Here is a 24,008-nt window from a genome sequence, read left to right as displayed (position 1 = left end):
GCGCAAGGAGAGACGACATGAAGATCTACCAGCCCATGCTCTACGTCGGACTGGGCGGCACTGGCGCCCGGATCGGCGCGGACCTGGAGCGCGGACTGCGCCGGGAGCTCGGCGGTCCCGACGGCAACAAGCTGGTCAGCGACGGCCGCCGGCTGCCCTTCCAACTGCCGGACTGCCTGCAGTTCGTCTACGCGGACTTCAGCGAGTCCGAACTCGACAAGCTGCAGCCCGCCGGTCTCAAAGCGGGCGAGGCCGCCGCCCACGCCCGCACCTCACGGATCATCCACGACCTGCTCCCGACCGACTACGACAGCTCACCCGAAGTGGCCAGGATGCTGCGGGTCGCACTGCACGACGAGACACACGACTGGCTGCCGCCGCAGGAGCGGCAGCCGAGGGTCGCACCCCTGCACACCGGGGCCGGGCAGCTGCCGACCGTGGGCAGGTCGGCGCTTTTCGCGACGCTCCGCAGCGGACTCGAGCCGGTACTGCGCCAACTGCGCGAGGCGATCGGCGCGATCAGCGCCTCCCAGGGCGACCTGCGGGAGATGGGCGGCGGGCAGATCCGCGGCTGCGACGTGTTCGTGGCGTTCTCCGTGGCCGGCGGGACCGGGGCCGGCATCTTCTACGACTTCATCCACCTCATCGGGCACGAGTTCCGCAAGTCCAAGGTCAAGGGCGTGAAGATCTATCCGCTGGTCGTCATGCCCTCGGCCTTCCCGCCCGAGGCAGGCGGCGGACGCGAGGCCGAACTGAACTCGTCCCGTGCCCTGGTGGACCTCTCCCGGCTGGTCGACGACCAGAACGTGCCGAGTGCCCGGTCCGACTTCGGCGACGTGGAGGAGCACGGCACGCTCGGCGTGCGCTACCCGGGAGAAGGCATGGTCGCGCTGCGGCCCTCGACGGTGCAGACCGCCTTCCTGTTCAGTCGCACCGCGGGCATCGAGCCGGAGGATCTCCGCCGCTCCATCACCGCCATGGTGATGTCCCTCATCGGCACGGAACTCGGCGACGACAACGGCCCAGGCCGCACGGAAGGCGACTACCAGTCGTTCGCCGCGAGCTTCGTCAACAAAAGCGTGGAGCGGTCCAAGCCGTCCAGGTCGGGCATCGGCCACCGGTCCATGTCGACGAGCCTCGCCGCCTCACTGACCGTTCCGGTCGACGACCTCGCCGAGATAGTGGCGGGCCGGCTGCTGGCGCAGGCCGTGCGAGCCATGGACGAGGAGGCGCGCAAGGCCGCCGACGACGGCACCGAGCGGGTCCGCGACATGTTCGAACGCTCCGCCATCGGGCGGCTGTGGATCCGGGAGGCTCCCGTCGTGGCGCCGCCCGACCCGCTGCCCAAGGGCACCAAGGCCATCATGCAGGCCCTGCGGAACCGGCTCGGCGACATGGACGACGCTCTGGGCCGGCTCCAGCGTGAACTGGACATCGAGATCCCACGGCTGGTCGACGAGTTCCGGCCGGGCCCGGGCGCCCGTGAACTGCTGGGCTTCGTGGACCCGTTCAGGCTGGAGAAGCTGCTCACCGGACTGCCCGGCCACCCCCAGCGCGTCGCGGAAGCCGGGTTCGTCGGCATGCTGGACAACCGCAGGAACGACCCGGAACGCGACGAGGGTGTGGATGTCCACCCGCCCCAGATCCCGCTGATCAAGCGGGCGGTCGGCGGGCTCGTCGCGGCCCGCTGGGGCGACCCCGACGTGCAGCATGCCCTCGAGGAGCAGAACGCCTGGTACGAGTGGCGGTCCCGGCAGAAGTGGCACCGCGGCTGGAAGGACCAGGAAACACGCTGGCGGCCGCCGCTGCTGCGTACGACCAAGGAAATCGGCGAGCTGGTCAAGGCGCTGCGCGGGCACGAGGAGGACGAGCGCAAGTTCTTCGCGGAGCGGCGCAAGGAGCTCTACCGCAAGGACCGCAAGGGCGTGCTGTACCTGCTGCCCCCGCAGAACACGCTCGCCGCCTTCTACGACGACGTGATCCGCCGGCTCTATCAGCACGAGGACCTGCCGGAGAACCCGGGCGCCGCCCGTCTGGTGGCCAAGCTGATCCGGCCGGACGACTGGATGCGCGCCCTGGAGTCGGTGCGCCGCTCGCCGCAGGCCGCGGTCAAGGAGATCAAGCAGGTCATCGAACGGCGCGTCAAGGGGCTGTTCGTGGAGTCGAGCGTGCTCGGCGACCGCCCGCTGCTGCCCTCCCTCGGAGTGCTGCTGCAGGCCGCGGCCGGTGACGAGGACGCCGCCGCGAAGGTGGACGCCAGATGGCTGGAGCAGTTCCGCTCCCAGCTCGTCGGACTCCTCCCGGTCGGCTTCGAGCCGGACGGCAGCGGCCCGCTGAAGGTGCTCATCGTGCACCCGCAGAGCGAGGCCGGGTCCGGCGCCGCGGCCTTCCTGCGGCGCGAACTGCGCCTGCCGTACGGGACGGTGCCCGAGTTCAGGGCCGTGGACACCGAGTCGATCACGGTGGTGCTGTTCCGGAGCGGCATGAGCCTCACCGACGTCTCCGAGGTGCGGCACGTGCTGCGGCTGTGGGCAGAAGCGCGGGATGCGGCGGGTGTGGACGACTTCCTGCACTGGCGCCAGCGCCTCGGCTACCGCGACGACTGGCTGGCCAGCACCGAGGAGGACCGGCGCCGGATCCTGCACCGCATCCTGTGCGCGGTGTGGAACGGCCTGGTCGACGTCAAGGGCTCGCCGGACTCGCCCGATCAGATCCGCATCCGCCTCCAGGAGGGCGGCGCGGCCACCATGACGCTGCGTCTGGAGGCCTTCGACGACAACGTCTCCAGCTGGGCCGGCCTGCTGCGGGCCTACGAGGAGTGGGCACTCCTCGACGAGGGCCGGATCGTCGAGGAGGTGTGCGAGCGTCTGATGAGCGCCCAGCCAGGCGGACTCGCCACCACGCCCGACGCGCCGTCGCAGCTCTTCCTGCGGCTGGTGCATGAGGTGGCACCCCGCCAGCTCGCGCTGATCAAGGAGCTGACCGGGCAGTTCGGTGCGGAGGACGAGGAGTGGCTGGTCCCGCTGCGCGACTTCTGGGAGCAGACGTTCCCGGGCGCGCTGGACATGCGTTTCCCCGGCGCGACCCGCCCCACCCGCCCCTCCCTGCGTGCGCTGGACCAACGCCACTCCCAGGGCGGCGCCCGACGCCGCGAGACCGGCCCGGTCCCACCGCCGCACCCGGAGCATGCCCCGGAGTCCCGTGGCGAACGGCGGTTCAGCCGCGGCCAGGACGAGGACCCCGGCTGGGAGCCGGGGCACGGCCGCGATCGGGGCGTTTACGACCGTGAGCCTGCTTCGGGTCGTGGTCGTGACGGTGTGTACGACCGCGAGTCGGCTGCGGGGCACGGCCGCGGCCAGGACGAGGACCCCGGCTGGGAGCCGGGGCACGGCCGCGATCAGGGCGTTTACGACCGTGAGCCTGCTTCGGGTCGTGGTCGTGACGGTGTGTACGACCGTGAGCCTGCTTCGGGTCGTGGCCGTGACACCTACGACCACCGGCCCCCGCCCCGCCGTGACCTGGACGACGCCTCGGCCCACGCCGGGCCGCCCGGCGGCGCCGACCCCTGGGACGACGGCGACTGGGGACGGCAGGACCAGGACCAGGACCTGGAGCACGACCAGCACCGGGACGGCGACCGATGGTGATCCGGACAGAGAGCCCCGTCGACCAGGTCGTCGTCGTGGACCTCCGCGACGGTTCCTCGGCGGCCGTGGACGAGGCGCTCAAGCAGACGGAACAGGACCGCATCCGGCGGTTCCTGGTCATCGACGGCGCGGCGGACCTCGTCGGCCACCAACTGCTCCACGAACGGCTCTACTCCCACGGCCCCGCCCGGTTGCTGTGCCTCGCGGTGGGCGCACCGGAGCAGCGACAGCTCCGCAGGCCGCTGCCGCTCGGCCCGCCGGAGGCGGGCGTGCTGTGGCTCCCGGACACTCTCGCGGGCGCCGCTCCCGGGACCGAGAGGTTCGACGCGTCGCTGCGTCCGCTGCTCGAACTCCTCCGGGAAAGGGCGGTGTTCGACTCGATGCTGGGGGAACTGGCCGACGTGCCGCAGGGCGTCGCCGTGCCCGCCGTCCATGTGCTCGAACACGACCTGACCGACGACGCGCGGTCCCGTTCCTGGCGGCAGGCCCTGGAGCAGCTCGCCGGTCAGGACGTACCGGCTCACGTCCCGCCGCCCGGTGGGGCGCCCTCCGGTGCGGGGGCGCAGGACGGTCTCGCACCGGGACTCTCCCTTCTGCTCGGCCAGTCGGTGCCGCGCAGTCTCGCCGACCGCCCGTGGCTGATCCCCGGGGGGCGGATGGACAACCGGCACGCGGAGTGCCTGGATGCCCTGGACGACACCAGGGAGGTCTACGAAGGAATCCGCGGCGCGGCGGGTCTGTTCGGCGGGGCAGACCAGGGATCCGACCTGCCCGCACGGTTCGAGCGTCTCGCCGACGCGCTGGCGGCCTTCCGCGCCGAGGTCGCGGGTGCACTCGGCGACGGCGGCGGCGACCGGATCCGCCCCGAGCAGCGCAGCCGTCTGATGGAGCGCGGCATCGAACTGACCGAGGTGCCGGAAGTCACCCGTGCGAGCGTCGGCCCGGCGCTGCGCACGTATACGGAGCGTCTGTTCGGCGACCGGTTTCCGCTGCGATCGGTCGCCTCCCGGCTCATTGCGCTCGCCGACCGGTCGGCGCCGGCCGGGAGCACGGCCCGGCTGCGGCGGCTCGACGAAGCCTGTCCGCCGGAGCGGGTGGCGGAACTGTCCCTGCCCCCACGGTTCACGACGCCCGGACCTTGGGGCCGTGACGCCGGACTCGCCTTCCTGATCTGCTGCGTCGCCGGGCTCTGGCCGGTGACCGGCTGGGTCACCGGCCCGCTCACCGCGCTGGTGGCCGCGGGGTTGGCCGTGCTGATGCTGCGGCGCCGGCCCGGCCGGACGCGTGACGGCCGCCTCGACGGCGGTGGCGGCACCCGTGCCCTCACCCGTCTCCTTGCGGGTGTCGCCGGCGGTGTGATCGGCGCCGCAGCGGGCCTGGCGCTGTCGCCGCCGCCGTGGGCGGGCCCGGTCGCCCTGGTCGCCGCCCTGACCGCCTTGGTGCTGCTGGCGGTACGCGACTGGACGGCGGCGGTCGACGACTGGTGGTCGCAGACCGACTGGGCCTTCGCCTCCCGCGCGGTTTCGGAGGTGGACGAGCTGCTGGCCGACACCGTCGTGCACGACTGGCTGCTCGCCGACGCCCGCTACCACTGCTCCGACGCGGCCCGCGCCGTCGCGCTGCTGGTGCGCGGCCTTGCCGACACGGTGGACGTCAGACTGCGCGCCGGCTCGGCAGTCGGCGGGCCGCTGCCGGCGCACGAACCGGGCGGTCCGCCGGTCGGCCCGGCGGGCGGCTTCGACTGGGACACCTGGGGGAGCGGCGCCGACGACTGGTCCGACGACCCGTGGTCCGAGCCGCTCGCGCCGGACGCCGTCCCCGCGCCCGGTCCGGGTTCCGGCCACGGCGCGGGCCGCGGCACCGCGCCGTGGCCGGAACCGGCTTGGGCGCGCGACGGCGCAGACGCGGCACCGCCTGCCGACGAGCAACAGCACGCCCTGCGCGACCTGTGGCCGTCCGGCTCGGGCGACGACGCTCTGCCCTGGCTCGAGCGGGAGACCGGCGACGGCGGACCGGAACTGGTCGACACCCTGGTCGGCGACCTCACCCACGGGGCGTTGAGGATCCTCGCGACCCGCTGGGCCGCCGTGGAGCGTGAACCGGCGACCGCGGGCCGGGTGCCGCTGCGCCCCCGGATGGACGAACTCCTCGACGAGGAGCACCGGCGGCTCGGCAGGGACGGTGCCGCCGCCGCGCCGCCATACGCGCCCGATCCCGCGAACCGGCCGGGCATCGCCAGCCTGCTGGGCGTCTCCGCCGACCGGGTGGGCCGCCTCCTGGGCGAGGACGGCGCCGAACACCTCGTCCCGCTGTGCGGTGCCGAGCACCGGCGGCTGCTCTCCAAGGACCCGCAGGCGGCACGGCTGTTCCGCTTCGCCCCGGAGGCCATGCGCAGGGGCGCCGAGCCGGACACCGGTCAGGACGCCTGGACCGCCGCCGAGGACGTGGTCTGGACGGTGGGCGGCCGGCACGCGGGGGTGCTGAAGCTGGTGCCGATGCGCCCGGAGACGGTCAGGTCGGTCAGGGGAGAGGAGGGCGGGGCCCCATGACCCTTCCGGACAACTCGGGCAACGCGGTGACGTCGGTGGAGGACATGGAGGAGCTTGAGTTCTACACACCCCGGCAGGACCTCGTCCGTTTCGCCGCCAGATTCGCCGACGACGTCCACCGGACCGAGTGGGCGCCGTTCTCCGCCCGCCAGGTGCTGCTCGGCAAGGGCCGGCGGGTGCTCCAGTACCGGCTGCCGCGTTCGGCGAGCGGAGCCGCCGGCGCATACAGCGCGCTCGAGAGGGAGGTGAGCGCGGCGATGGCGGTGGAGCGCGGTTTCGGGTCCGAGCCCTATTGCGAGCTGTTCACCCGCATGGTCGGCTTCCATCTCGACGCGCCGGAGCCCTTCGTCCTCTACAAGACTCCGGCCGGCCGGCCCATCGCCGCCTGGCAGGGCACGCTGACCGTCGCGGACCAGTTCAAGGTGCTCAGCCAGCTCACGCTGGCGGTACGTCTGTTGGAGGAGGCCGGGCTGGTGCACCGGGCCCTCAGCCCGCACACGGTCCGCTGGGACGGTTCCCACGTACGGCTGTGCGAGCCGTACCGCACCCAGCGGGTCGGTGAGCCGCGCGAATCGTTCGGCGAGGCTCCCTGGGCCTCGCCCGAGCAGCGGGACGGCCAGGGCGCCGCCGACCCCCGCGACGACCTGTGGTCGGTGGCGCAGCTCATGTACTTCCTGCTCTCCGGACGGCACGGTCGCGCCGACGGGGCTCCGGACGACCTCGACGAGTTCCGCAGACTTGCCGCGCTCGGCGAGGCCGGCGCGTTCGCTCCCCGGGCCGATGCGCGGGCGCGGCCGGCCGAACTGCTGCGCCTGCTCAACGTGAGCGACCCGCTCGCCGCCGTCTCGTCCGCCCCGGATCCGCTCGCGCGGGCGCGCGCCGAGTTCGACGCCAGGCTCACGGAGAAGCGCTCCCGACTCGGGCTCGACCGGGACGAGGAGGCGTTCGAGGAGCCGGAGGTGATCCCGGCGCGCCGCTCGCTGCGGCGGCTCCTGGGCGGCGGCCGGCCCGCCGCGGTCCGGCCGGAGGTTCCGGCGGCCGTGCCCCTGCCGGGGACACTCCCGTTGTGCCCGCACTGCCTGCTGCCCGTGGAATACGACGAGACGCAGTTGTTCACCCTCGACAGCAGAAGGGAGCCGAAGAAGCTGGACCTGAGCACGGAACGCCGCCCTATGCACCGTCAGGACGCCCTGCGCCAGGCGTTCCAGATGTGCCCGCACGCGGACGAGAACCAGCCTCACCGGCTGCCCGTCCCCTACCTCACCAGCGGCGAGCCGCTCACCGTCGCCATGGTCGGCAGTTCCTCGGCGGGCAAGACCCATCTGCTGGCCGCGATGCTCGGCGAGATCGAGCAGGGCGGCCTCGAGCCGTACGGGCTCAAGTGCCTGCCCCTCAATCCGGAGGAGCACCGTGAATACCTCGACGAGATGGTGCATCCGCTGCACCGGGGAGAGGTACTGCGGCGGACCGGTCAGGTGCGGTTCGCCGAGTTCGCCGACGGCCTGCTGGTCTCCGGACCCGGGGGGACGCGGCCGGTCGTCTTCTTCGACCTGGCCGGTGAGGACCTCGCGCAGAACAGTGATGTGACGCGGTTCCTCATGGGTGTGGGCGCGTTCATCTTCGTGCTCGACCCACTGCGTGCCCTGAGCATTCCGCAGCTCGACCCCGTCCGCGAGCGCACCGGTCTGACCCGGCGCGATCTGGGTGACGAGGCGTTCGCCACCGTGCTCGGCAGGATCCCGCGCAGCGGGCCCTACATCGGGGCCCCTGCGGCCGTGGCGCTCAACAAGAGCGACCTGGTCCGCTTCGATCCCTCGGTCGACCGCTGGCTGGCCCGCGGTCTGCCGTCCGTGCTGGACGACAGGCAACTGCGCGAGGAGAGCCGCGACGTTCACGCCTTCGTCCGCCACCACGGCAGCCAGGCGTGGTTGAAACCGTTCGACGACTGCGCCCGCTGCACGCTGCACTTCGTGGCGGCGACCGGCGGCCAGGAGCAGGGGGAGACCTTCCCGCACGGGGTACGGCCGCGTCGGGTCCTGGCCCCGCTGCTTTCCGTGTTCGCGATGTGCGGGCTGCTGCCCGGTGCCGAGTTGAGGGAGACAGGGGTATGACGGCACGTCAGGCAGGGACGGTGGACCAGATCGTCTTCCGCTGGGACGGCGCCAACCCGCTGGGGAACACCGGCTTCGGACCGGTCGCCTGGTCCGGCGAACGCAGCGATATGGACCGGCTGTTCAGGCCGATTTCCCACCTGCTGCGGTCGGCGGGCCGGGACACGTCCCCGGCACTCGTGCGCCTGGTGAGCGACGATTCGCCAACGGCGATGCTGGTGCACCGCAGACCGTGGCGCGGCCACGGAGGGCGCCAGGACACCTTGTGCCACGCGCTGTACGGGCCGGAGGAGAGCCTCGACGCCGAGACCTGTCTGGGTCTGCACGACTGGAACTGGGAGGGCAGCGGGATCCCGGCTGGTGAGGTGCGCGGCACGCTCGATCCCGTTCCGCTCGCAGCCCTCGGGGAGTCCGCCCTCGTGGGCGGGCAACAGCTGGCGGGCCGTCTTTCGCATGCCGCGCCGGAGCTCACGGCGGTGGCGGCGGAGGTGCTGCGGAATCCCGGCGGGCTCTACACCGTGCTGGACCGCATGGGCGACGACGTGCCGTGCCGTCTGCTGTGGGGTCTGTACGGGATCTTCAGCAGGGCTCTGCCCCGGGCATGGACCTTCGCGACGCACGACACCGCTGAGAGCCGGCAACTCGGGTTCATGTTCGTGAGCCGCTGGCCCAGTTCGCCGGACCAGGACGGGCCGCGGGTGCGCACCGACCCCTGGGAGCCGCCCGACGACCGGCCTCGCGAGGTGTCCGAGCAGTTGGTGCACGGCTATCTGCGCGCGGTCGAACGCGGCGACGCGCACGAGTTCGCGCTCGCGGATGCCCTGCTCGCGGCGCTGCCCCATCCCGGTGCGGCGCGGGACAGCCGGATGCTGGTGGCCGCCGCAGAGGACGCGCTCGCCTCCCTGGAGCGCCGTGCGCTGCGTGAGCGGAGGGCGCACCCGGTTCCGCCCGAACGGGAGCGGCACGAGCCCGGCCGACCCGTGGCGGAGCGGGCGCCGGTGGATGAGTTGTTCGGCGGGCCGTCCGCCTCTCCTTCCGCACGCTCCTCGTACGGCCGTGGCGAGCGCTCCTCCTTCGATCCGCCGTCGGTCCCCGCGGCCCGCGCGGAGGCGCCCGCGCCTCCCACCATGTCGCCACCGCCACCGCCACCGCCACCGCCATCGCCGGCTCGTGCTGCGCTTGCCGAGGCACTGCCGGTGGTGCGGCCCACGTGGCCGGAGCCGATTGGCGGGCGGCGCCGCCTGCCGGTCCTCGGCCGCAAGCCCGCCTCGCTAGGCGCCGGCGTGCTTTCGTCGCGGCTGCGGGCCTGCCGCAGCGAGCGCGAAGAGGCCGACGTGCTCCGGGACGCCGGCGACAGCGACCTGCTCCGGGCGCTCGCGAGCGAGCCCTCGTACACCGCACTCACACTGATCGTGCGCCGTATCGCCGACCGCTGGCCGGACTGGACGGCCGCCGAGCGCAAGCAACTGTGCCGGACCGTTCTGCGGCAGGACCTCTTTCTGGCCCGCCGGACCCCTCGGGCTCCGGGCGACCCGGACCACCCGGACGAGCCGGTGCACGCCGCCAACGCGGCCGCGCTGTACCGCTGGGCGGTGCGGCCTTTCGCGGCGGAACCGGACGTCGGGGAGCAACTGGCCGAGCTGCTGCCCCGCCTGTACCGCGGGGACGACCGGGTCAAGCGAGGGGCGGCCGAACAGATCCTGACGGGCCGTGACGATCCAGGGATCACGTTCCAGGTGTGGCAGGAACTCCTGCGCCGGTCCCCGGCACCTTCCGGCCACCTGCCGGAGCCCTCCGAGCAGCCGCCGCCCACGCCGTCCATGTCCCGCAAGCCTGCACGGCAGGATCCCCGCGCCCACGAGCCGCAACGCCCGGAGCCCCGGCGGCAGGGTTTCGGGGGCTACGACCCGCCACGCAACGCTTCCGAGCCGCGCCGCCAGGAGCCCGGGCGCCATGCTTCCGAGCGTCACTCCCCGCCCCCCAACGCTCCCGAGCCGCGCCGCCATGGGCCCGAGCCCGGCAGACAGGTGCGCCGTGACCCGGATCCTCCGCCCACCCCCACCGCGCAGCCGCAGACCCGTACCCGCTACGCGGCTGACGATCCGGAGCGGTCCCGGCGGGACCCGCGGCAGCCTTCGCGCCCACCGGGGTACTCGGACGGGGCAGCGGGCCACGGCAGGACCTTCCTCTTCGGCCTGGGCGGCTTCGGGGTACTGGTGATCATCCTGCTCGTATGGATCGTCGCGAGGTCCTGACGGCCGCTCATGGCCGAAGATCCGCGTACGGCGTGTGCCCGGCGGCCCGCCCGGCCAGGATGGTGGCATGGGATTCCATGTCGACTCCGAGACCGGGCGGCTGCGCCGGGTCATACTGCACCGGCCCGATCTCGAGCTGAAGAGGCTCACTCCGAGCAACAAGGACGCACTGCTCTTCGACGACGTGCTCTGGGTACGCCGCGCCCGGCAGGAGCACGACGGGTTCGCGGACGTGCTGCGCGACCGCGGGGTGGAGGTGCATCTCTTCGGTGATCTGCTGCGCGAGTCGATGGAGATCCCCGAGGCCAGAAAGCTCGTGCTGGACCGCGTCTTCGACGAGAAGGAGTACGGTCCGCTCGCCACCGGCCATCTGAGAGCGGCCTTCGACGAACTGCCCACCGCGGACCTGGTCGAGGCGCTGGTCGGCGGGATGACCAAACGGGAGTTCCTCGCCGGCCATTCGGAGCCGACATCGGTGCGCTTCCACGCAATGGATCTGGACGATTTCCTGCTCCACCCGCTGCCCAACCACCTCTTCACCCGCGACACTTCGGCCTGGATCTACGACGGCGTCTCGATCAACGCCATGCGCTGGCCGGCCCGGCAGCGCGAGACCGTGCACTTCGAGGCGATCTACAAGCACCACCCGCTGTTCGTCGGTCCCGAGGTGGAGCCGTTCCATCACTGGTCGGAGGGGCAGGACGACTACCCGTCCACCATCGAGGGCGGTGACGTGCTGGTGATCGGCAATGGCGCGGTGCTGATCGGGATGAGTGAGCGCACCACACCGCAGGCCGTCGAAATGCTGGCCCGCGGGCTTTTCGCGGCCGGTTCCGCCCGCACGATCGTGGCACTCGACATGCCCAAGCGGCGCGCGCTCATGCATCTGGACACCGTGATGACGATGGTCGACGGCGACACCTTCACCCAGTACGCGGGGCTCGGCATGCTCCGCTCCTACACCATCGAGCCGGCAGAGGGCACCGGCAGCCTGAGGGTCAGCGACCACCCGCCGGAGCAGATGCACGACGCGATCGCGGCGGCGCTCGGGCTCAAGGACATCCGGGTGCTGACCGCGACGCAGGACGTGCACTCGGCCGAGCGCGAGCAGTGGGACGACGGATGCAACGTCCTGGCTGTCGAACCGGGCGTGGTCGTCGCGTACGAGCGCAATGTGACCACCAACACCCATCTGCGCAAGCAGGGCATCGAGGTCATCGAGATCCCGGGCAGTGAACTGGGCCGTGGCCGTGGCGGGCCCCGCTGTATGAGCTGCCCCGTGGAAAGAGAGGCTGTATAGCGATGCAGTCAATCGTATAGAGTTCCATAGTCATCGCATCCGCCACGCAGGAGCAGCCATCATGGCGATACATCTCGAAGGCCGCCACTTCCTCAAGGAGCTCGACTTCACCGCCGGGGAGTTCCGCGGCCTCGTCGAGCTCGCCGCCGAGCTCAAGGCCGCCAAGCGCGCCGGCAGCGAGGTCCAGCGGCTGCGCGGCAGGAACATCGCGCTGATCTTCGAGAAGTCGTCGACCCGCACCCGCTGCGCCTTCGAGGTCGCCGCCGCCGACCAGGGTGCCTCGACCACCTACATCGACCCCGCAGGCTCCCACATCGGCAGCAAGGAGTCCGCGAAGGACACCGCACGGGTGCTCGGCCGGATGTTCGACGCCATCGAGTTCCGTGGCGATGCCCAGGGCGTCGTCGAGGAGCTCGCCGCGCACGCCGGGGTGCCCGTCTACAACGGGCTCACCGACACCTGGCACCCCACGCAGATGCTCGCCGACGTGCTCACCATGACCGAGCACAGTGACAGGCCCGTGGAGCGGATCTCGTTCGCCTATCTCGGTGACGCCCGCCTCAACATGGGCAACTCCTATCTGGTCACCGGCGCCCTGCTCGGCATGGACGTCCGGATCGTCGCCCCCAGGGCCTACTGGCCCGCGGAGGAGGTCGTCGCCGAGGCGCGCAGGCTCGCGGCCGGGAGCGGGGCCACGGTCACCCTCACAGAGGACATCGCCGAGGGCGTGCGGGGAGCCGACTTCGTCGCCACCGACGTATGGGTGTCGATGGGGGAGCCCAAGGGCGTCTGGGGCGAGCGGGTCAAGGCGCTCGCGCCCTACGCGGTGACCATGGACGTGCTGCGCGCCACCGGCAACGCGGGCGTGAAGTTCCTGCACTGCCTCCCCGCCTTCCACGACCTCGGCACCACGGTCGCCCGGGAGGTTCATGAGAGGCATGGGCTGACCGAGCTGGAGGTCTCCGACGAGGTCTTCGAGTCGGAGTACTCGGTGGTCTTCGACCAGGCGGAGAACCGGATGCACACCATCAAGGCGGTCATGGTCGCCACGCTCGCGGGTGCCACGGCGGGCGAGAGCGAGGCATCCGTATAGCAATGCAGTCGCCGGCCGACGCGGAGGACCTCGTCGACGCGTGACGCGGCGCTCGCGTACTCGACGGCCTGGTCGGGGCGGTTTCGGCCCCGTCAGGCTTCTGCGGGGAGCGTGAACCAGACCGCCTTGCCGCGAGGCGTCGGCCGGTGACCGCAGGCGGAGCTGAGCGCCCTGATCAGCAGCAGACCACGGCCGTGCTCCTGCCAGGGATCCGGTTCCGGCATCGGGGCCGACGGTGAGATGCCGCCGGGTGGCGCCGGGTCTGTGTCGTGGACCTCGACCTGGCAGCCCGTCGGCAGCAGTTCCACCACGAGCTCTATGGGTGTCGTGCCGTCGGTGTGCTCCACGGCGTTGGCGACCAGCTCGGCCGTGAGCAACTCCGCCGTGTCGCGGTCCGGCGGCGCCGGGTGATCGCCGTCGGCCAGCGCCGCGCGCACCAGGGCGCGGGCGATCGGCACGGCCGCAGTGGTGTGCGGCAGCGCGATGCGCCAGGAGGCGGAGCCGATGGCTGGAGGCAAGGCTGAACGTCCGTTCGGTGGCGGTGGGCAGTCCCCCACCCTACGTACCCCAGGACGCCGGACCAGGGGCGAGTGCCCGCCCCGCCCGGGACCTGTGCCACAACCGCGACGGGATCTTTGCGGAGTCGGAACAGTCGTATCGCGTACTCGTGACGGAAGTCACGAACGAGTGATAGCGTCGTCTGCAGAACGAGTGCTGTGGAAGTTCCGTAGAAGCGCCGTACGAGTGGCAGAGGCGGGGCAGCAGGCCGCCCGCGCCGAAGGAGGCCCCACTTCAATGAGCCCCTTTACCGGTTCCGCGCCCCGCACGGAGGAATGGCGCCATCTGCGGCTGACGAGAGACGGCGGTGTGGCCACCGTCACCCTCGCCCGGCCGGACAAGCTGAACGCCCTGACCTTCGGTGCCTACGCGGATCTGCGCGACCTGCTTGCGGAGCTGTCGCGGGAGCGCTCGGTGCGTGCGCTCGTCCTCGGCGGGGAAGGGCGCGGCTTCTGCTCCGGCGGGGATGTCGACGAGATCATCGGCGCCACCCTGTCGATGGACACCGCCCAGCTGCTCGACTTCAACCGGATGACGGGCCAGGTCGTACGGGCGATCCGCGAATGCCCGTTCCCCGTGATCGCCGCGGTGCACGGCGTCGCGGCAGGGGCGGGCGCGGTGCTCGCGCTGGCCGCCGACTTCCGGATCGCCGACCCGTCCGCTCGCTTCGCCTTCCTGTTCACCAGGGTGGGGCTCTCCGGCGGCGACATGGGCGCGGCCTATCTGCTGCCCCGGGTCGTCGGGCTCGGTCATGCGACCCGCCTTCTCATGCTGGGCGAGGCGGTCCGGGCCCCGGAGGCCGAGCGGATCGGTCTGATCAGTGAGCTGGTGGAGGAAGGCAGGGCGGGCGCCCGGGCCGCCGAGCTCGCCCGGCATATGGCGGACGGCCCGGCGCTGGCGTACGCGCAGACCAAGGCTCTGCTGACCGCCGAGCTCGACATGCCGCTCTCCGCGGCGGTCGAGATGGACGCGGCGACGCAGGCACTGCTGATGAACGGCGCGGACTACACGGAATTCCACGCGGCCTTCACCGAGAAGCGCCCGCCCAAATGGCAGGGCCGCTGATGCCCCCGGCCGAGCCCGCAGCCCGCCCCACCACGCCCGCGCCGGCGCGGGGCCCCGCCCCTGCGGCGGACCTGGTGTCTACGGCGGACCGCGCTCCCAGGGCGGCCCCGGCTCCGGCCGCCGGCCGCGAAGCGATCCTGAGCGGCCCCGCCCCTGCGGCGGACTCGGCCCCCGCGACGGACCCCGCCCCCGCCTCCCCCCTGCGCATCGCCGTCATCGGGGGTGGGCCCGGTGGGCTCTATGCCGCAGCTCTGCTCAAGCGGTTGGATCCCGCCCGCGAGGTCACCGTCTGGGAGCGGAATGCCCCCGACGACACCTTCGGCTTCGGCGTCGTGCTCTCCGACGAGACCCTCGGCGGGATCGAGCACGCAGACCCCGTTGTCCACCGGGCCCTGAAGGACGAGTTCGTGCGGTGGGACGACATCGACGTCACCCACCGCGGGCGGACCCTCACCTCCGGCGGCCACGGCTTCGCGGCGCTCGGGCGGCGCAGGCTGCTGGAGATTCTGCACGAGCGCTGCCGGGACCTCGGCGTGGACCTGCGCTTCCGTACCCCCGCCCCGCCCGCGGCGGAACTCGCCGCCGGCCATGATCTCGTCATCGCCGCGGACGGCGTCCACAGCGCCACGCGCGACGCCCACGCCGACGTCTTCGGTCCCCGTATCACCACCCACCGCTGCCGGTACATCTGGCTCGCCGCCGACTTCGCCTTCGACTCCTTCCGGTTCGAGATCGCCGAGACCGAACACGGCGTCATGCAACTGCACGGCTACCCCTACTCGTCCGACGCCTCCACCGTCATCGTCGAGATGCGCGAAGAGGTCTGGCGCGCGGCCGGCCTGGACGCATGCGACGAGCAGCAGTCGACCGAGCGCTGTGCGAAAGTCTTCGCCGACGCCCTCGGCGGCCGGCCCCTGCGCGGCAACTCCTCCACCTGGATCGCGTTCCGCACCGTCGTCAACGACCACTGGTCGCACGGCAGCACCGTGCTGCTGGGCGATGCCGCCCACACCGCGCACTTCTCCATCGGCTCGGGCACCAAGCTCGCCGTCGAGGACGCCCTCGCCCTGGCCGCCTGCGTCGAGGAGCAGCCCGACCTGCCCGCCGCCCTTGCCGCCTACGAGGCCGAGCGCCGCCCGGTCGTCGAGTCCACTCAGCGCGCCGCCGCCGCCAGCCTGCGCTGGTTCGAGGAGGTCGCCACGTGTACGGACCAGCCGCCCCGCCAGTTCGCCTTCAACCTGCTCACCCGCAGCCGACGCGTCACCCACGACAACCTGCGGTTGCGCGACCCCGCTTTCACCGGCGCCGTCGAGCAGGACTTCGGCTGTCCGCCGGGCACCCCGCCGATGTTCACCCCTTTCCGGCTGCGCGGGCTGACCCTGCGCAACCGTGTCGTCGTCTCGCCCATGGACATGTACGTCGCCGAGGAAGGCCTGCCCGGCGACTTCCACCTCGTCCACCTCGGCGCCCGCGCCCTCGGCGGAGCGGGCCTGGTCATGACCGAGATGGTGTGCGTGAGCCCCGAGGGCCGCATCACCCCCGGCTGCACCGGCCTCTACACACCCGAGCAGGCCGCCGCCTGGCGCCGCGTCACCGACTTCGTCCACCACCACGCGCCCGGCACCGCCATAGGCGTCCAACTCGGCCACTCGGGCCGCAAGGGCTCCACCAAAGTCATGTGGGAAGGCATCGACCAGCCGCTCGACACCGGCAACTGGCCGGTGTCCGCAGCCTCCCCGCTCCCGTACCGCCCGGGGATCAACCAGATCCCCCACGCGCTCGACCGGACCGGACTCACCGAGATCCGCGAGCAGTTCGCCGCGGCCACCCGGCGTGCCGCCCGCAGCGGCTTCGACCTCCTCGAACTCCACTGCGCCCACGGCTACCTGCTGTCCGGCTTTCTCTCCCCGCTGACCAATCAACGGACCGACGCCTACGGTGGTTCCCGCGAGAACCGGCTGCGTTTCCCCCTCGAGGTGTTCGACGCGATGCGCGACATCTGGCCTGACGAGCGGCCCATGACGGTCCGTATCTCGGCCACGGACTGGGCCGACGGCGGCAGCACCGCGGAGGACGCCGTCGCGCTCGCCCGCGCCTTCGCCGCCCACGGCGCCGACGCCATCGACGTCTCCACCGGTCAGGTCGTCGTCGAGGAACGCCCCGAGTACGGCCGCTCGTACCAGACCCCGTACGCCGACCGCATCCGCAACGAGGCGCACATCCCGGTGATCGCCGTCGGAGCCATCTCGTCCTGGGACGACGTCAATTCGATCCTGCTGGCCGGCCGCGCCGACCTGTGCGCGCTGGCCAGGCCCCACCTCTACGACCCGCACTGGACGCTCCACGCGGCGGCCGACCAGGGCTACACGGGCGAAGCCGCGCCCTGGCCCCTCCCGTACCGCGCGGGCAGCCGCAAGCCGCCCACGGGCCGCGCCGACGCCCCGAAGCCGCGGCTCACCCTGCGCTGAGGCACTCGTGGCAGCGGCACGGATCGGGGTGCGGCCCGCCGTGGTACGAAGCGCGCTGCTCGGCGGCGATCCGCTCCAGCATCGCCGCGTGCTCCACGGCCTCCGCCTCGTCCGACACCGGCCGGTGGCCGATCAGCTCGTACCGCCGCAGCACCGCCGGTGTGTACACCGGCTTCGGGCGGAAGTTGTGCAGATGCCGGGTGGCCGTGTCGATGGTGATCCACCGCCCGGTGTGCCGCCCGCGCCCGATCGTGGTCAGCTGCTCGTGCCCCATGCCCGGGTACGTGGCTGCGACCAACACCTTCGCCCCGCCCTTGTACGCCTTCGTTCCGGGCCGCAGCTCCTGCCCGAGGTCCCCGTACCGCCGCCACAGCACCACGTTCGCGGCCACCGCCCAGCGGGGCGCCCGCTCCTCGCTCATCGCGGCTCTCCGGTGACGAACTGTGCCCCCGCGTCACGCAGCCGCGCGTGCAGCCGGCCGAAGACCTCGGCGGAACGGCCGCCCGGCCAGCCCTGCGGCAGCAGCTCGGCGGGCAGCCCGGGATCGGCGTACGGCAGGCGCCGCCACGAGTCCAGGGCCTGCAGGTAGTCGCGGTAGGCGTCCTCGGCGGGTGTCGCGTCGCGTGCCTCCCACGACCGCAGTACGGGTTCGTGCAGGTCGAGGAACTCCTCGTGCTGCTTGGCGATCGCCGCCAGGTCCCACCAGCGGGCGACCGAGTCCGCCGTCGCCGCGAAGCCGAGGTGCTCGCCGCGGAAGAGGTCCACGTACGCGTCGAGCTGCAGACGCCGCAGCGTGTGCTCGGTCTCCTCGCGAAGCCTGGCAGGTGCGATCCACACGCCGGGCGCCGCCGCCCCGAACCCGAGCCTGACCAGGCGGGAGCGCAGCAGATGGCGCTTGTGGCGCTCGGACTCCGGTACGGAGAAGACCGCGATGACCCAGCCGTCGGCCAGGTCGGCGGACGAGGGAGCGTAGATGCGGCGGTCGCCGTCGTCGAGGAGCTGGCGGGCGTCCGCGGACAGCGCGTAGCCCGCCGCGCCCTCCGGCGTGCGCTCCGGGACCAGCAGACCGCGCCGCTTGAGCCGGGAGACGGAGGAACGCACCGAAGGCGCGTCCACACCGAGTGCGCCCAGCAGCCGGATCAGCTCGGCCACGGCCAGGGGACCCGGCCGTTCGCGTCCGTACGCGCCGTACAGGGTGACGATCAGGGATCTGGGGGTGTGCTGCTCGGCCACGCGATCACTCTAGAGCGCGCAGCCTGAACCGTTGCAGCTTGCCGGTCGGTGTGCGGGGCAGTGCGTCGAGGAAGACGATCTCGCGCGGGCACTTGAACGGCGTCAGCCGCGTCTTGACGAACTCCCGCAGCGCCTCCGCCATATCGGCCCCGGTCGCGGCGCCGCCGCGCAGGACGACGTAACCCACGGCGATCTGGCCTCTCAGTTCGTCAGGGCGCCCGACGACCGCGGCCTCCGCGACGTCCGGATGGTGCAGCAGGGCGTCCTCGACCTCAGGGCCCGCGATGTTGTAGCCCGCGGAAATGATCATGTCGTCGGCGCGGGCGACATAGCGGAACCAGCCGTCCGGTTCGCGTACGTAGCTGTCGCCGGTGAGATTCCAGCCGCCTCGGACGTACTCCGTCTGCCGGGGGTCGGCGAGGTAGCGGCAGCCGACCGGGCCGCGGACCGCCAGCAGCCCCGGCTCGCCGTCGGGCACCGGAAGGCCCTCGGCGTCGACCACGCGCGCCTGCCAGCCGGGCACCGGAAGGCCCGTCGTCCCCGGCCGGATCGACTCGTCCGCGGCCGAGATGAAGATGTGCAGCAGCTCGGTCGCGCCGATGCCGTTGATGATCCGCAGCCCGGTCCGCTCGTGCCAGGCCTGCCAGGTCGCGGCGGGCAGGTTCTCCCCGGCCGAGACACAACGCCGCAGCGAGCCGGTGTCGTGGCCGTCGAGCTGGTCGAGCATCACCCGGTACGCGGTCGGCGCGGTGAACAGGACGGAGACCCGGTGCTCGGCGATCGCGGGGAGCAACTGCCCGGGGCCCGCCTGGTCCAGCAGCAGTGCGCAGGCTCCGGCGCGCATCGGGAAGACGACCAGACCACCCAGTCCGAAGGTGAAGCCGAGCGGCGGGCTGCCGGCGAACACGTCGTCAGGCTCCGGTCGCAGCACATGCTCGGAGAACGTGTCGGCGATCGCGAGTACGTCCCGGTGGAAGTGCATGCATCCCTTGGGGCGGCCTGTCGTGCCGGAGGTGAACGCGATCAGCGCGACGTCGTCGGCAGCGGTGCGCACCGCCTCGTACGGCTCCGCCGTACCCGCGGCGGCCAGGCGCAGCAGATCGTCGGGTGCGTCACCGCCGTACGAGGTGATCCGCAGCCCGGGCACCTCTGCCTTGACCAGGTCGTCGACCGAGCGGATGTCGCACAGGGCGTGGGAGACCGCGGCGATCTCGCAGACGGTCGCCAGCTCCTTGGCCCGGTGCTGGGCGAGGACCGTCACCGCCACGGCGCCCGCCTTCATAGCGGCGAGCCAGCAGGCCGCGAGGGACGGGGTAGTGGGCCCGCGCAGCAGCACCCGGTTGCCCGGGACGACCCCGAGATCCGAGGTGAGGACGTGCGCGATCCGGTCGACCTGTTCCCGCAGGCCGCCGTAGGACCAGACCTCGCCGCCGCGGGAGCGGAAGACGGGGCGGTGGGCGCCGAAGCGCTCGATGGTGCGGTCCAGCAGTTCGACGCCGCAGTTGAGCCGCTGCGGGTACCGCAGCGAGGGCAGGTCGAAGAGGAGTTCCGGCCACTGCCCGGCGGGCGGCAGGTGGTCGCGCGCGAATGTGTCGAGGTGGGCCGAGGGTGACAGCTCCATGGTTCGCCCCCTTCTCGTGTTGGGGTCGCGAAACGAGCGTATCGTGATGGTGACGACAGTCAACGGTCCGCGATAGATGCGTCTGAACTGGGGGCACGAATGCCCGTATTTTCGCTCGATCCGGCACAGACCGCCTGGTGTGACCAGCTGCGCACTCTGGCAGAGGAACGGCTCCGGCCCCTCGCGGAGAAGGGTGAACCAGGCCGCGTCAACCGGCCCTTGCTGGCGGTGCTCGGCGAACTGGGCCTGCTCGAACGCCTCTTCACGGCCGGTGCGCTCGAACTGTGCCTGCTCCGCGAGTCCCTGGCATACGGCTGCACCGAGGCCGAGACCGCCCTCGCACTCCAGGGCCTCGGCACCTCACCGCTCGTCCAGGCGGGTACCGACGCGCAGCGGGAGCGCTGGCTCCCCGAGGTCGTCGCGGGCCGCGCCGTCGCCGCGTTCGCGCTCAGCGAGCCCGACGCGGGCTCGGACGCCGCCGCCCTCGCGCTCAAGGCGGTGCCGGACGGTCCCGGCTGGCGCCTGAGCGGTGAGAAGCGCTGGATCTCCAACGCCCCCGAAGCCGACTTCTACACCGTCTTCGCCCGTACGACCGAAGGGGCCGGAGCGCGCGGCGTGACCGCCTTCCTCGTCCCGGCCGACCGTCCGGGCCTCACGGGCAGCGCGCTGGAGATGCTGTCCCCGCACCCCATCGGCGTACTCTGCTTCGACGACGTGCCGGTCACCGCGGACGATGTGGTCGGCGAGACCGACCGAGGCTTCCGTGTCGCCATGAACACTCTCAACCTGTTCCGCCCCAGCGTCGGCGCCTTCGCCGTCGGCATGGCCCAGGCCGCCCTGGACGCGACGGTCGCCCACACCGCGCGCCGCCGCGCCTTCGGCGGCCGTCTCGGCGACCTCCAGGCGGTGGCCCACCGGGTCGCCGAGATGGCCACCCGTACCGAGGCCGCCCGGCTGCTCGTGTACGCCGCGGCGTCCGCGTACGACGCCGGTGCCGTCGACGTGCCGAAACGTTCGGCGATGGCCAAGCTGCTGGCCACGGAGACCGCCCAGTACGTCGTCGACTCGGCCGTCCAACTGCACGGCGCCCGCGCCCTCCAGCGCGGCCATCTCCTCGAACACCTCTACCGGGAGGTCCGCGCACCCCGGATCTACGAGGGCGCCACCGAGGTCCAGCGCACGATCATCGCCAAGGAGCTCTACGCCGAGGAGGCCGCCGCATGACCTTGTCCCGCCACAACCCGGCCGAGCTCTCCCCGCCCACCGGCTTCTCCCACGCCGTCACCGCCACAGGAACCCGGCTGGTGTTCCTCGCCGGCCAGACGGCGCTCGACGGCGACGGCAACGTCGTGGGGAAAACGCTCCCTGAGCAGTTCGAGACGGCGCTGACAAACCTTCTCGCGGCCCTCTCGGCGGCCGACGGCACCCCGCAGGACCTGGCGCGCGTCACGGTCTACGCCACCGACGTCGCCGACTACCGCGCCCGTGCCGTCGAACTCGGCCGTATCTGGCGCCGGCTTGCGGGCCGGGACTATCCGGCCATGGCGGTCATCGGAGTGGTCCGACTCTGGGACGAACAGTGCCTGGTGGAGGTGGACGGGGTGGCCGTGCTGCCCTGAGCCGGGGCCGCCGGCAGGCAGGGAGCGACCGCCGACAGACAGGGAGAAGGCCCCGGCGCTCCCGTCGTCAGGGCCTTCGGTTTCGGTTCGATCGGTTACGGGACGCTCACCTGAGCGGTCCGGGGCCGGACGGTTGCCTGCTGCCGCCTCCGCCCCGGCCGGCCGCAGCGGCCATCGCCAGGCCACAGAGCAGCGCGACCACGCCGACGATGATGTTGCTGACGACGCTACGGGTGGTGGCCATGTTGCCGGAGACGACCCATGGGGAAATGATCGTCCATGCACCAATGGCGCACGCCGCCCATGCCATGGCGTGGGTGCGCTCGTATGCGGAGCTGAAGCCGCCCAGGCATAGGGCAAGGGCGATTCCTGTGATCAGATTGCACACGGCCAGGTTGGTCAGCCCGCTGAAGCCGACGATCCAAGGCGAGGCCGCCAGGTAGAGGCCCGTGAGAAGGGCCAGAGTTTCAACGGCCTGGGCGCGCGGCGTAATGGTCGCCCGCTCGAAGCGGGAACGCATCTCGGCCAGGTCCGGGTGTTGCTCGATGTCTGCGTGAGTGGTCATGGTGGGCCGCCTCCTGTCAGCAGCCTTATGTGTCCTTTATGTCCATGGAACGCCTGTCCGGGCGGCCGGTCAACCGGAGCGTTTGCCCGGCGGGAAGTACCAGCCGCAGCGGCCGATCACAGCGGCTCGCCGGAGGCGACGGCAAACGCCGCAGTCAGCGGAGTTGCTCCCGGCAGCTGACCGCGCGGCAGTCTCCGTCGAGGAGACTGCCGCGCGGCGGCGATGCGGACGAAGGGGCCCCCACGTCACCGGTCGGGGTACAGGTTCCGGTGGACGGCCCTCGCCACACTCTCGATCGTGTCCATGCCGTAGTCCCATCCCGCATCCGGATGCCCGTCCTCGGGATCCCGGTTGTTCTCGGTGAGGACCACCAGGCCGTAGTCGTACGCGCGGCCGGTGAAGGCGCCCATGCTGTGGACCTTCCAGTCCCCGCGGTCCCACGGGTTCCTGAGGTTCGCGTCGGAACGCTGAAGCCATCCGTTCTTGACCTGAACGGCGGCGTCCCAGGGCGCCCCGGCGGGCGCTCCCCACCGCTGGTCGTCCTGCACGTCACGCATCAGTCCGAGGATGTAGGCGCGCTCATCATCGTCCAGAACGGTGTCGTCCTCCCCGGTGAGCAGGGCGAGCAGAGTGGCCTGGTCCCTGGCGGTGACCTGCGTCAGGCCCATGAAGCCGGCTTCGTCGATGGCGGTGTTCGTCATTCCGGCCTCGTCCAGAAAATGCCGGATGTTGTCGGGGCCGACGGTGTCCCACAACACGTACGTCGACCGGTTGTCCGAATTCACGATCATTTTCCTGGCGAGGTACTGCTCCTCCTCGGTCAAGTAGCCGTTCCTGATATGAAGCAGCGCACCCAGGATCGTCGGCTTCACGATGCTCGCCGAGTCGAAGCGCTTGTCGGCGCGGTACGTGCAGAAGGTGCGTGTGGTCCGGTCGTACAGCGCTATCGAGGCCCGGCTGTCGCGCCTGGCCAGCGTCTGGGCTATGTCGCGGGTCAGATCGTGGGCGAGCCGGGGTTTCCTGGAGGCGCATTCGATGAGCCCGCCCTTGAACGGCTGTGCGATGGTTTCCGCTTTCCCCTTCCGGCGTGCGGCCGGGGGAGCGTGGGCCGCCGAAGCCGAGACGGAAGGGGCAGCAGAAGCCGGACGCGGGGCAGGGTCGGGGGAGGAGGATTCCGGAGACGGCGCCGAGACGGATATGGCGAAGGCAAGGGAGACCGCCATGGAAATCGTTACCCAGGTCACTTTCGACGTCGTCCCACTGAGCATCAGCTCGTTGCCCTTTCGACCGTCAGCCCGCCACTGTGAATTCGACGGGCATCGATGCGGTGCACGCGCCGGCGGCGCCCTCGAATTCGACGCTACAAGTGGGGAATCTGCCTGGCCTGTTCGGTCGTCCGATAGGTCTATGCGGGCCTGCGCAGAACGGCTGATGGGGTGACGGCCGAGGCTGCCGCACACCTCTCCGGGTCGCGGTCACACACGCGGCGCCCCCCTTTGCGCCGGCAACCAACCCCCGGGTGGTCAGCCACATCCGGAAGGTGTGGCGGCGGCCGCGCACGGGTGCCTGGCATATGACACTGAGGGGGTATGTGTATCAGCCGTGAAGACGCTTTCCTACGCCGGTGACGCAAGGTGACGAAAGGTGCAAACTTCCGGTGATCGTTGACGTTCTACGAGGGGAAGCCTGATCGGCTGCTTGTGATTGCCGCCGGTCGCAGGGCGATTCGTGGAGACCGCCGAGACTGCGCGACCACCGACCACCGACCACCGACCACCGAAACCTGAAACCTGAAACAGACTTAAGCCTGCAATCTCCGGCGCAGGACACTAGTGTCTCGTGATCCTGTAGGCGTTACTTGATCTCGCGTATCTCGTTGTTACCGACATGGAGCTCTCCGTGGAACAGGCCGCAGAGTTGCGGG

Annotated in this window: 16 protein-coding genes; 10 read left to right on the top strand and 6 right to left on the bottom strand. The window is 71.7% G+C overall.

Annotation, left to right across the window (positions count from 1 at the left end):
- Positions 1–17: 17 nt before the first annotated feature.
- The 6 genes from ACZ4SA_RS24235 to argF all read left to right on the top strand — a co-directional run bounded on the left by ACZ4SA_RS24235 (position 18) and on the right by argF (position 12,955).
- Positions 18–3,647, top strand: coding sequence for a tubulin-like doman-containing protein (locus ACZ4SA_RS24235; RefSeq protein ID WP_468278068.1), 3,630 nt, complete (start codon positions 18–20; stop codon positions 3,645–3,647).
- Positions 3,641–6,196 carry a hypothetical protein gene (locus ACZ4SA_RS24230; RefSeq protein WP_468278066.1) on the top strand — a complete coding sequence of 852 codons (2,556 nt, stop codon included), beginning with the start codon at positions 3,641–3,643 and terminating at the stop codon, positions 6,194–6,196. Before ACZ4SA_RS24235 ends, ACZ4SA_RS24230 begins: the two co-directional genes overlap by 7 nt.
- Positions 6,193–8,307: a hypothetical protein gene (locus ACZ4SA_RS24225; protein ID WP_468278064.1), complete on the top strand. Its 2,115-nt coding sequence runs from the start codon at positions 6,193–6,195 to the stop codon at positions 8,305–8,307. Before ACZ4SA_RS24230 ends, ACZ4SA_RS24225 begins: the two co-directional genes overlap by 4 nt.
- Positions 8,304–10,562 carry a hypothetical protein gene (locus ACZ4SA_RS24220; protein WP_468278062.1) on the top strand — a complete coding sequence of 753 codons (2,259 nt, stop codon included), beginning with the start codon at positions 8,304–8,306 and terminating at the stop codon, positions 10,560–10,562. Before ACZ4SA_RS24225 ends, ACZ4SA_RS24220 begins: the two co-directional genes overlap by 4 nt.
- Positions 10,563–10,629: 67 nt before the next feature.
- Positions 10,630–11,862 carry an arginine deiminase gene (locus tag ACZ4SA_RS24215; protein WP_468278059.1) on the top strand — a complete coding sequence of 411 codons (1,233 nt, stop codon included), beginning with the start codon at positions 10,630–10,632 and terminating at the stop codon, positions 11,860–11,862.
- Positions 11,863–11,923: 61 nt separating this feature from the next.
- A complete protein-coding gene (gene argF / locus ACZ4SA_RS24210; protein ID WP_468278057.1) occupies positions 11,924–12,955 on the top strand; it encodes an ornithine carbamoyltransferase in 1,032 nt (343 codons plus the stop codon).
- 92 nt (positions 12,956–13,047) lie between these two features.
- On the opposite strand, the gene ACZ4SA_RS24205 is transcribed toward argF, so the two are convergent.
- Complete coding sequence (locus ACZ4SA_RS24205; protein ID WP_468278055.1) at positions 13,048–13,473, bottom strand: ATP-binding protein; 426 nt, start codon at positions 13,471–13,473, stop codon at positions 13,048–13,050.
- Positions 13,474–13,750: 277 nt separating this feature from the next.
- Between ACZ4SA_RS24205 and ACZ4SA_RS24200 the strand changes: the two genes are divergently transcribed.
- Both ACZ4SA_RS24200 and ACZ4SA_RS24195 read left to right on the top strand, forming a co-directional pair.
- Complete coding sequence (locus ACZ4SA_RS24200; RefSeq protein ID WP_468278053.1) at positions 13,751–14,578, top strand: enoyl-CoA hydratase family protein; 828 nt, start codon at positions 13,751–13,753, stop codon at positions 14,576–14,578.
- A complete protein-coding gene (locus ACZ4SA_RS24195; protein ID WP_468278050.1) occupies positions 14,563–17,046 on the top strand; it encodes a bifunctional salicylyl-CoA 5-hydroxylase/oxidoreductase in 2,484 nt (827 codons plus the stop codon). The genes ACZ4SA_RS24200 and ACZ4SA_RS24195 overlap by 16 nt, the downstream gene beginning before the upstream one ends.
- Here ACZ4SA_RS24195 and ACZ4SA_RS24190 read toward each other — a convergent pair.
- The 3 genes from ACZ4SA_RS24190 to ACZ4SA_RS24180 are packed head-to-tail and all read right to left on the bottom strand — an operon-like array spanning position 17,033 to position 19,900.
- A complete protein-coding gene (locus ACZ4SA_RS24190) occupies positions 17,033–17,467 on the bottom strand; it encodes a hypothetical protein (protein WP_468278048.1) in 435 nt (144 codons plus the stop codon). The two genes, ACZ4SA_RS24195 and ACZ4SA_RS24190, sit on opposite strands and share 14 nt — an antisense overlap.
- A complete protein-coding gene (locus ACZ4SA_RS24185; RefSeq protein WP_468278045.1) occupies positions 17,464–18,279 on the bottom strand; it encodes a PaaX family transcriptional regulator in 816 nt (271 codons plus the stop codon). Before ACZ4SA_RS24185 ends, ACZ4SA_RS24190 begins: the two co-directional genes overlap by 4 nt.
- 4 nt (positions 18,280–18,283) lie before the next feature.
- A complete protein-coding gene (locus tag ACZ4SA_RS24180; protein WP_468278044.1) occupies positions 18,284–19,900 on the bottom strand; it encodes an AMP-binding protein in 1,617 nt (538 codons plus the stop codon).
- 99 nt (positions 19,901–19,999) lie between these two features.
- On the opposite strand from ACZ4SA_RS24180, the gene ACZ4SA_RS24175 reads away from it, so the two are divergent.
- Both ACZ4SA_RS24175 and ACZ4SA_RS24170 read left to right on the top strand, forming a co-directional pair.
- Positions 20,000–21,124, top strand: coding sequence for an acyl-CoA dehydrogenase family protein (locus ACZ4SA_RS24175; RefSeq protein WP_468278042.1), 1,125 nt, complete (start codon positions 20,000–20,002; stop codon positions 21,122–21,124).
- The gene (locus ACZ4SA_RS24170) at positions 21,121–21,519 is read left to right on the top strand and encodes a RidA family protein (RefSeq protein WP_468278040.1); all 399 of its coding nucleotides are present in this window, start codon (positions 21,121–21,123) and stop codon (positions 21,517–21,519) included. Before ACZ4SA_RS24175 ends, ACZ4SA_RS24170 begins: the two co-directional genes overlap by 4 nt.
- A 106-nt stretch (positions 21,520–21,625) precedes the next feature.
- Here ACZ4SA_RS24170 and ACZ4SA_RS24165 read toward each other — a convergent pair whose 3' ends face one another.
- Both ACZ4SA_RS24165 and ACZ4SA_RS24160 read right to left on the bottom strand, forming a co-directional pair.
- Positions 21,626–22,084 carry an SPW repeat protein gene (locus ACZ4SA_RS24165; RefSeq protein WP_468278037.1) on the bottom strand — a complete coding sequence of 153 codons (459 nt, stop codon included), beginning with the start codon at positions 22,082–22,084 and terminating at the stop codon, positions 21,626–21,628.
- 245 nt (positions 22,085–22,329) lie between these two features.
- On the bottom strand, positions 22,330–23,307 hold the full coding sequence (locus ACZ4SA_RS24160; RefSeq protein ID WP_468278035.1) for a serine hydrolase: 978 nt from the start codon (positions 23,305–23,307) through the stop codon (positions 22,330–22,332).
- Positions 23,308–24,008 lie beyond the last annotated feature (701 nt).

This window comes from Streptomyces sp. NPDC027962 (assembly GCF_055566095.1).
The sequence above is the reverse complement of the archived record's forward strand: the minus strand, read 5'-3'. Positions and strand labels throughout refer to the sequence as shown.

What these genes read in the sequence shown, in the direction of transcription:
- ACZ4SA_RS24235 (WP_468278068.1), top strand. Translation starts at nt 18, where the DNA reads ATGAAGATCTACCAGCCCATGCTCTACGTCGGACTGGGCGGCACTGGC.
- ACZ4SA_RS24230 (WP_468278066.1), top strand. Translation starts at nt 3,641, where the DNA reads ATGGTGATCCGGACAGAGAGCCCCGTCGACCAGGTCGTCGTCGTGGAC.
- ACZ4SA_RS24225 (WP_468278064.1), top strand. Translation starts at nt 6,193, where the DNA reads ATGACCCTTCCGGACAACTCGGGCAACGCGGTGACGTCGGTGGAGGAC.
- ACZ4SA_RS24220 (WP_468278062.1), top strand. Translation starts at nt 8,304, where the DNA reads ATGACGGCACGTCAGGCAGGGACGGTGGACCAGATCGTCTTCCGCTGG.
- ACZ4SA_RS24215 (WP_468278059.1), top strand. Translation starts at nt 10,630, where the DNA reads ATGGGATTCCATGTCGACTCCGAGACCGGGCGGCTGCGCCGGGTCATA.
- argF (WP_468278057.1), top strand. Translation starts at nt 11,924, where the DNA reads ATGGCGATACATCTCGAAGGCCGCCACTTCCTCAAGGAGCTCGACTTC.
- ACZ4SA_RS24200 (WP_468278053.1), top strand. Translation starts at nt 13,751, where the DNA reads ATGAGCCCCTTTACCGGTTCCGCGCCCCGCACGGAGGAATGGCGCCAT.
- ACZ4SA_RS24195 (WP_468278050.1), top strand. Translation starts at nt 14,563, where the DNA reads ATGGCAGGGCCGCTGATGCCCCCGGCCGAGCCCGCAGCCCGCCCCACC.
- ACZ4SA_RS24190 (WP_468278048.1), bottom strand. Translation starts at nt 17,467, where the DNA reads ATGAGCGAGGAGCGGGCGCCCCGCTGGGCGGTGGCCGCGAACGTGGTG.
- ACZ4SA_RS24180 (WP_468278044.1), bottom strand. Translation starts at nt 19,900, where the DNA reads ATGGAGCTGTCACCCTCGGCCCACCTCGACACATTCGCGCGCGACCAC.
- ACZ4SA_RS24175 (WP_468278042.1), top strand. Translation starts at nt 20,000, where the DNA reads ATGCCCGTATTTTCGCTCGATCCGGCACAGACCGCCTGGTGTGACCAG.
- ACZ4SA_RS24170 (WP_468278040.1), top strand. Translation starts at nt 21,121, where the DNA reads ATGACCTTGTCCCGCCACAACCCGGCCGAGCTCTCCCCGCCCACCGGC.
- ACZ4SA_RS24165 (WP_468278037.1), bottom strand. Translation starts at nt 22,084, where the DNA reads ATGACCACTCACGCAGACATCGAGCAACACCCGGACCTGGCCGAGATG.
- ACZ4SA_RS24160 (WP_468278035.1), bottom strand. Translation starts at nt 23,307, where the DNA reads ATGGCGGTCTCCCTTGCCTTCGCCATATCCGTCTCGGCGCCGTCTCCG.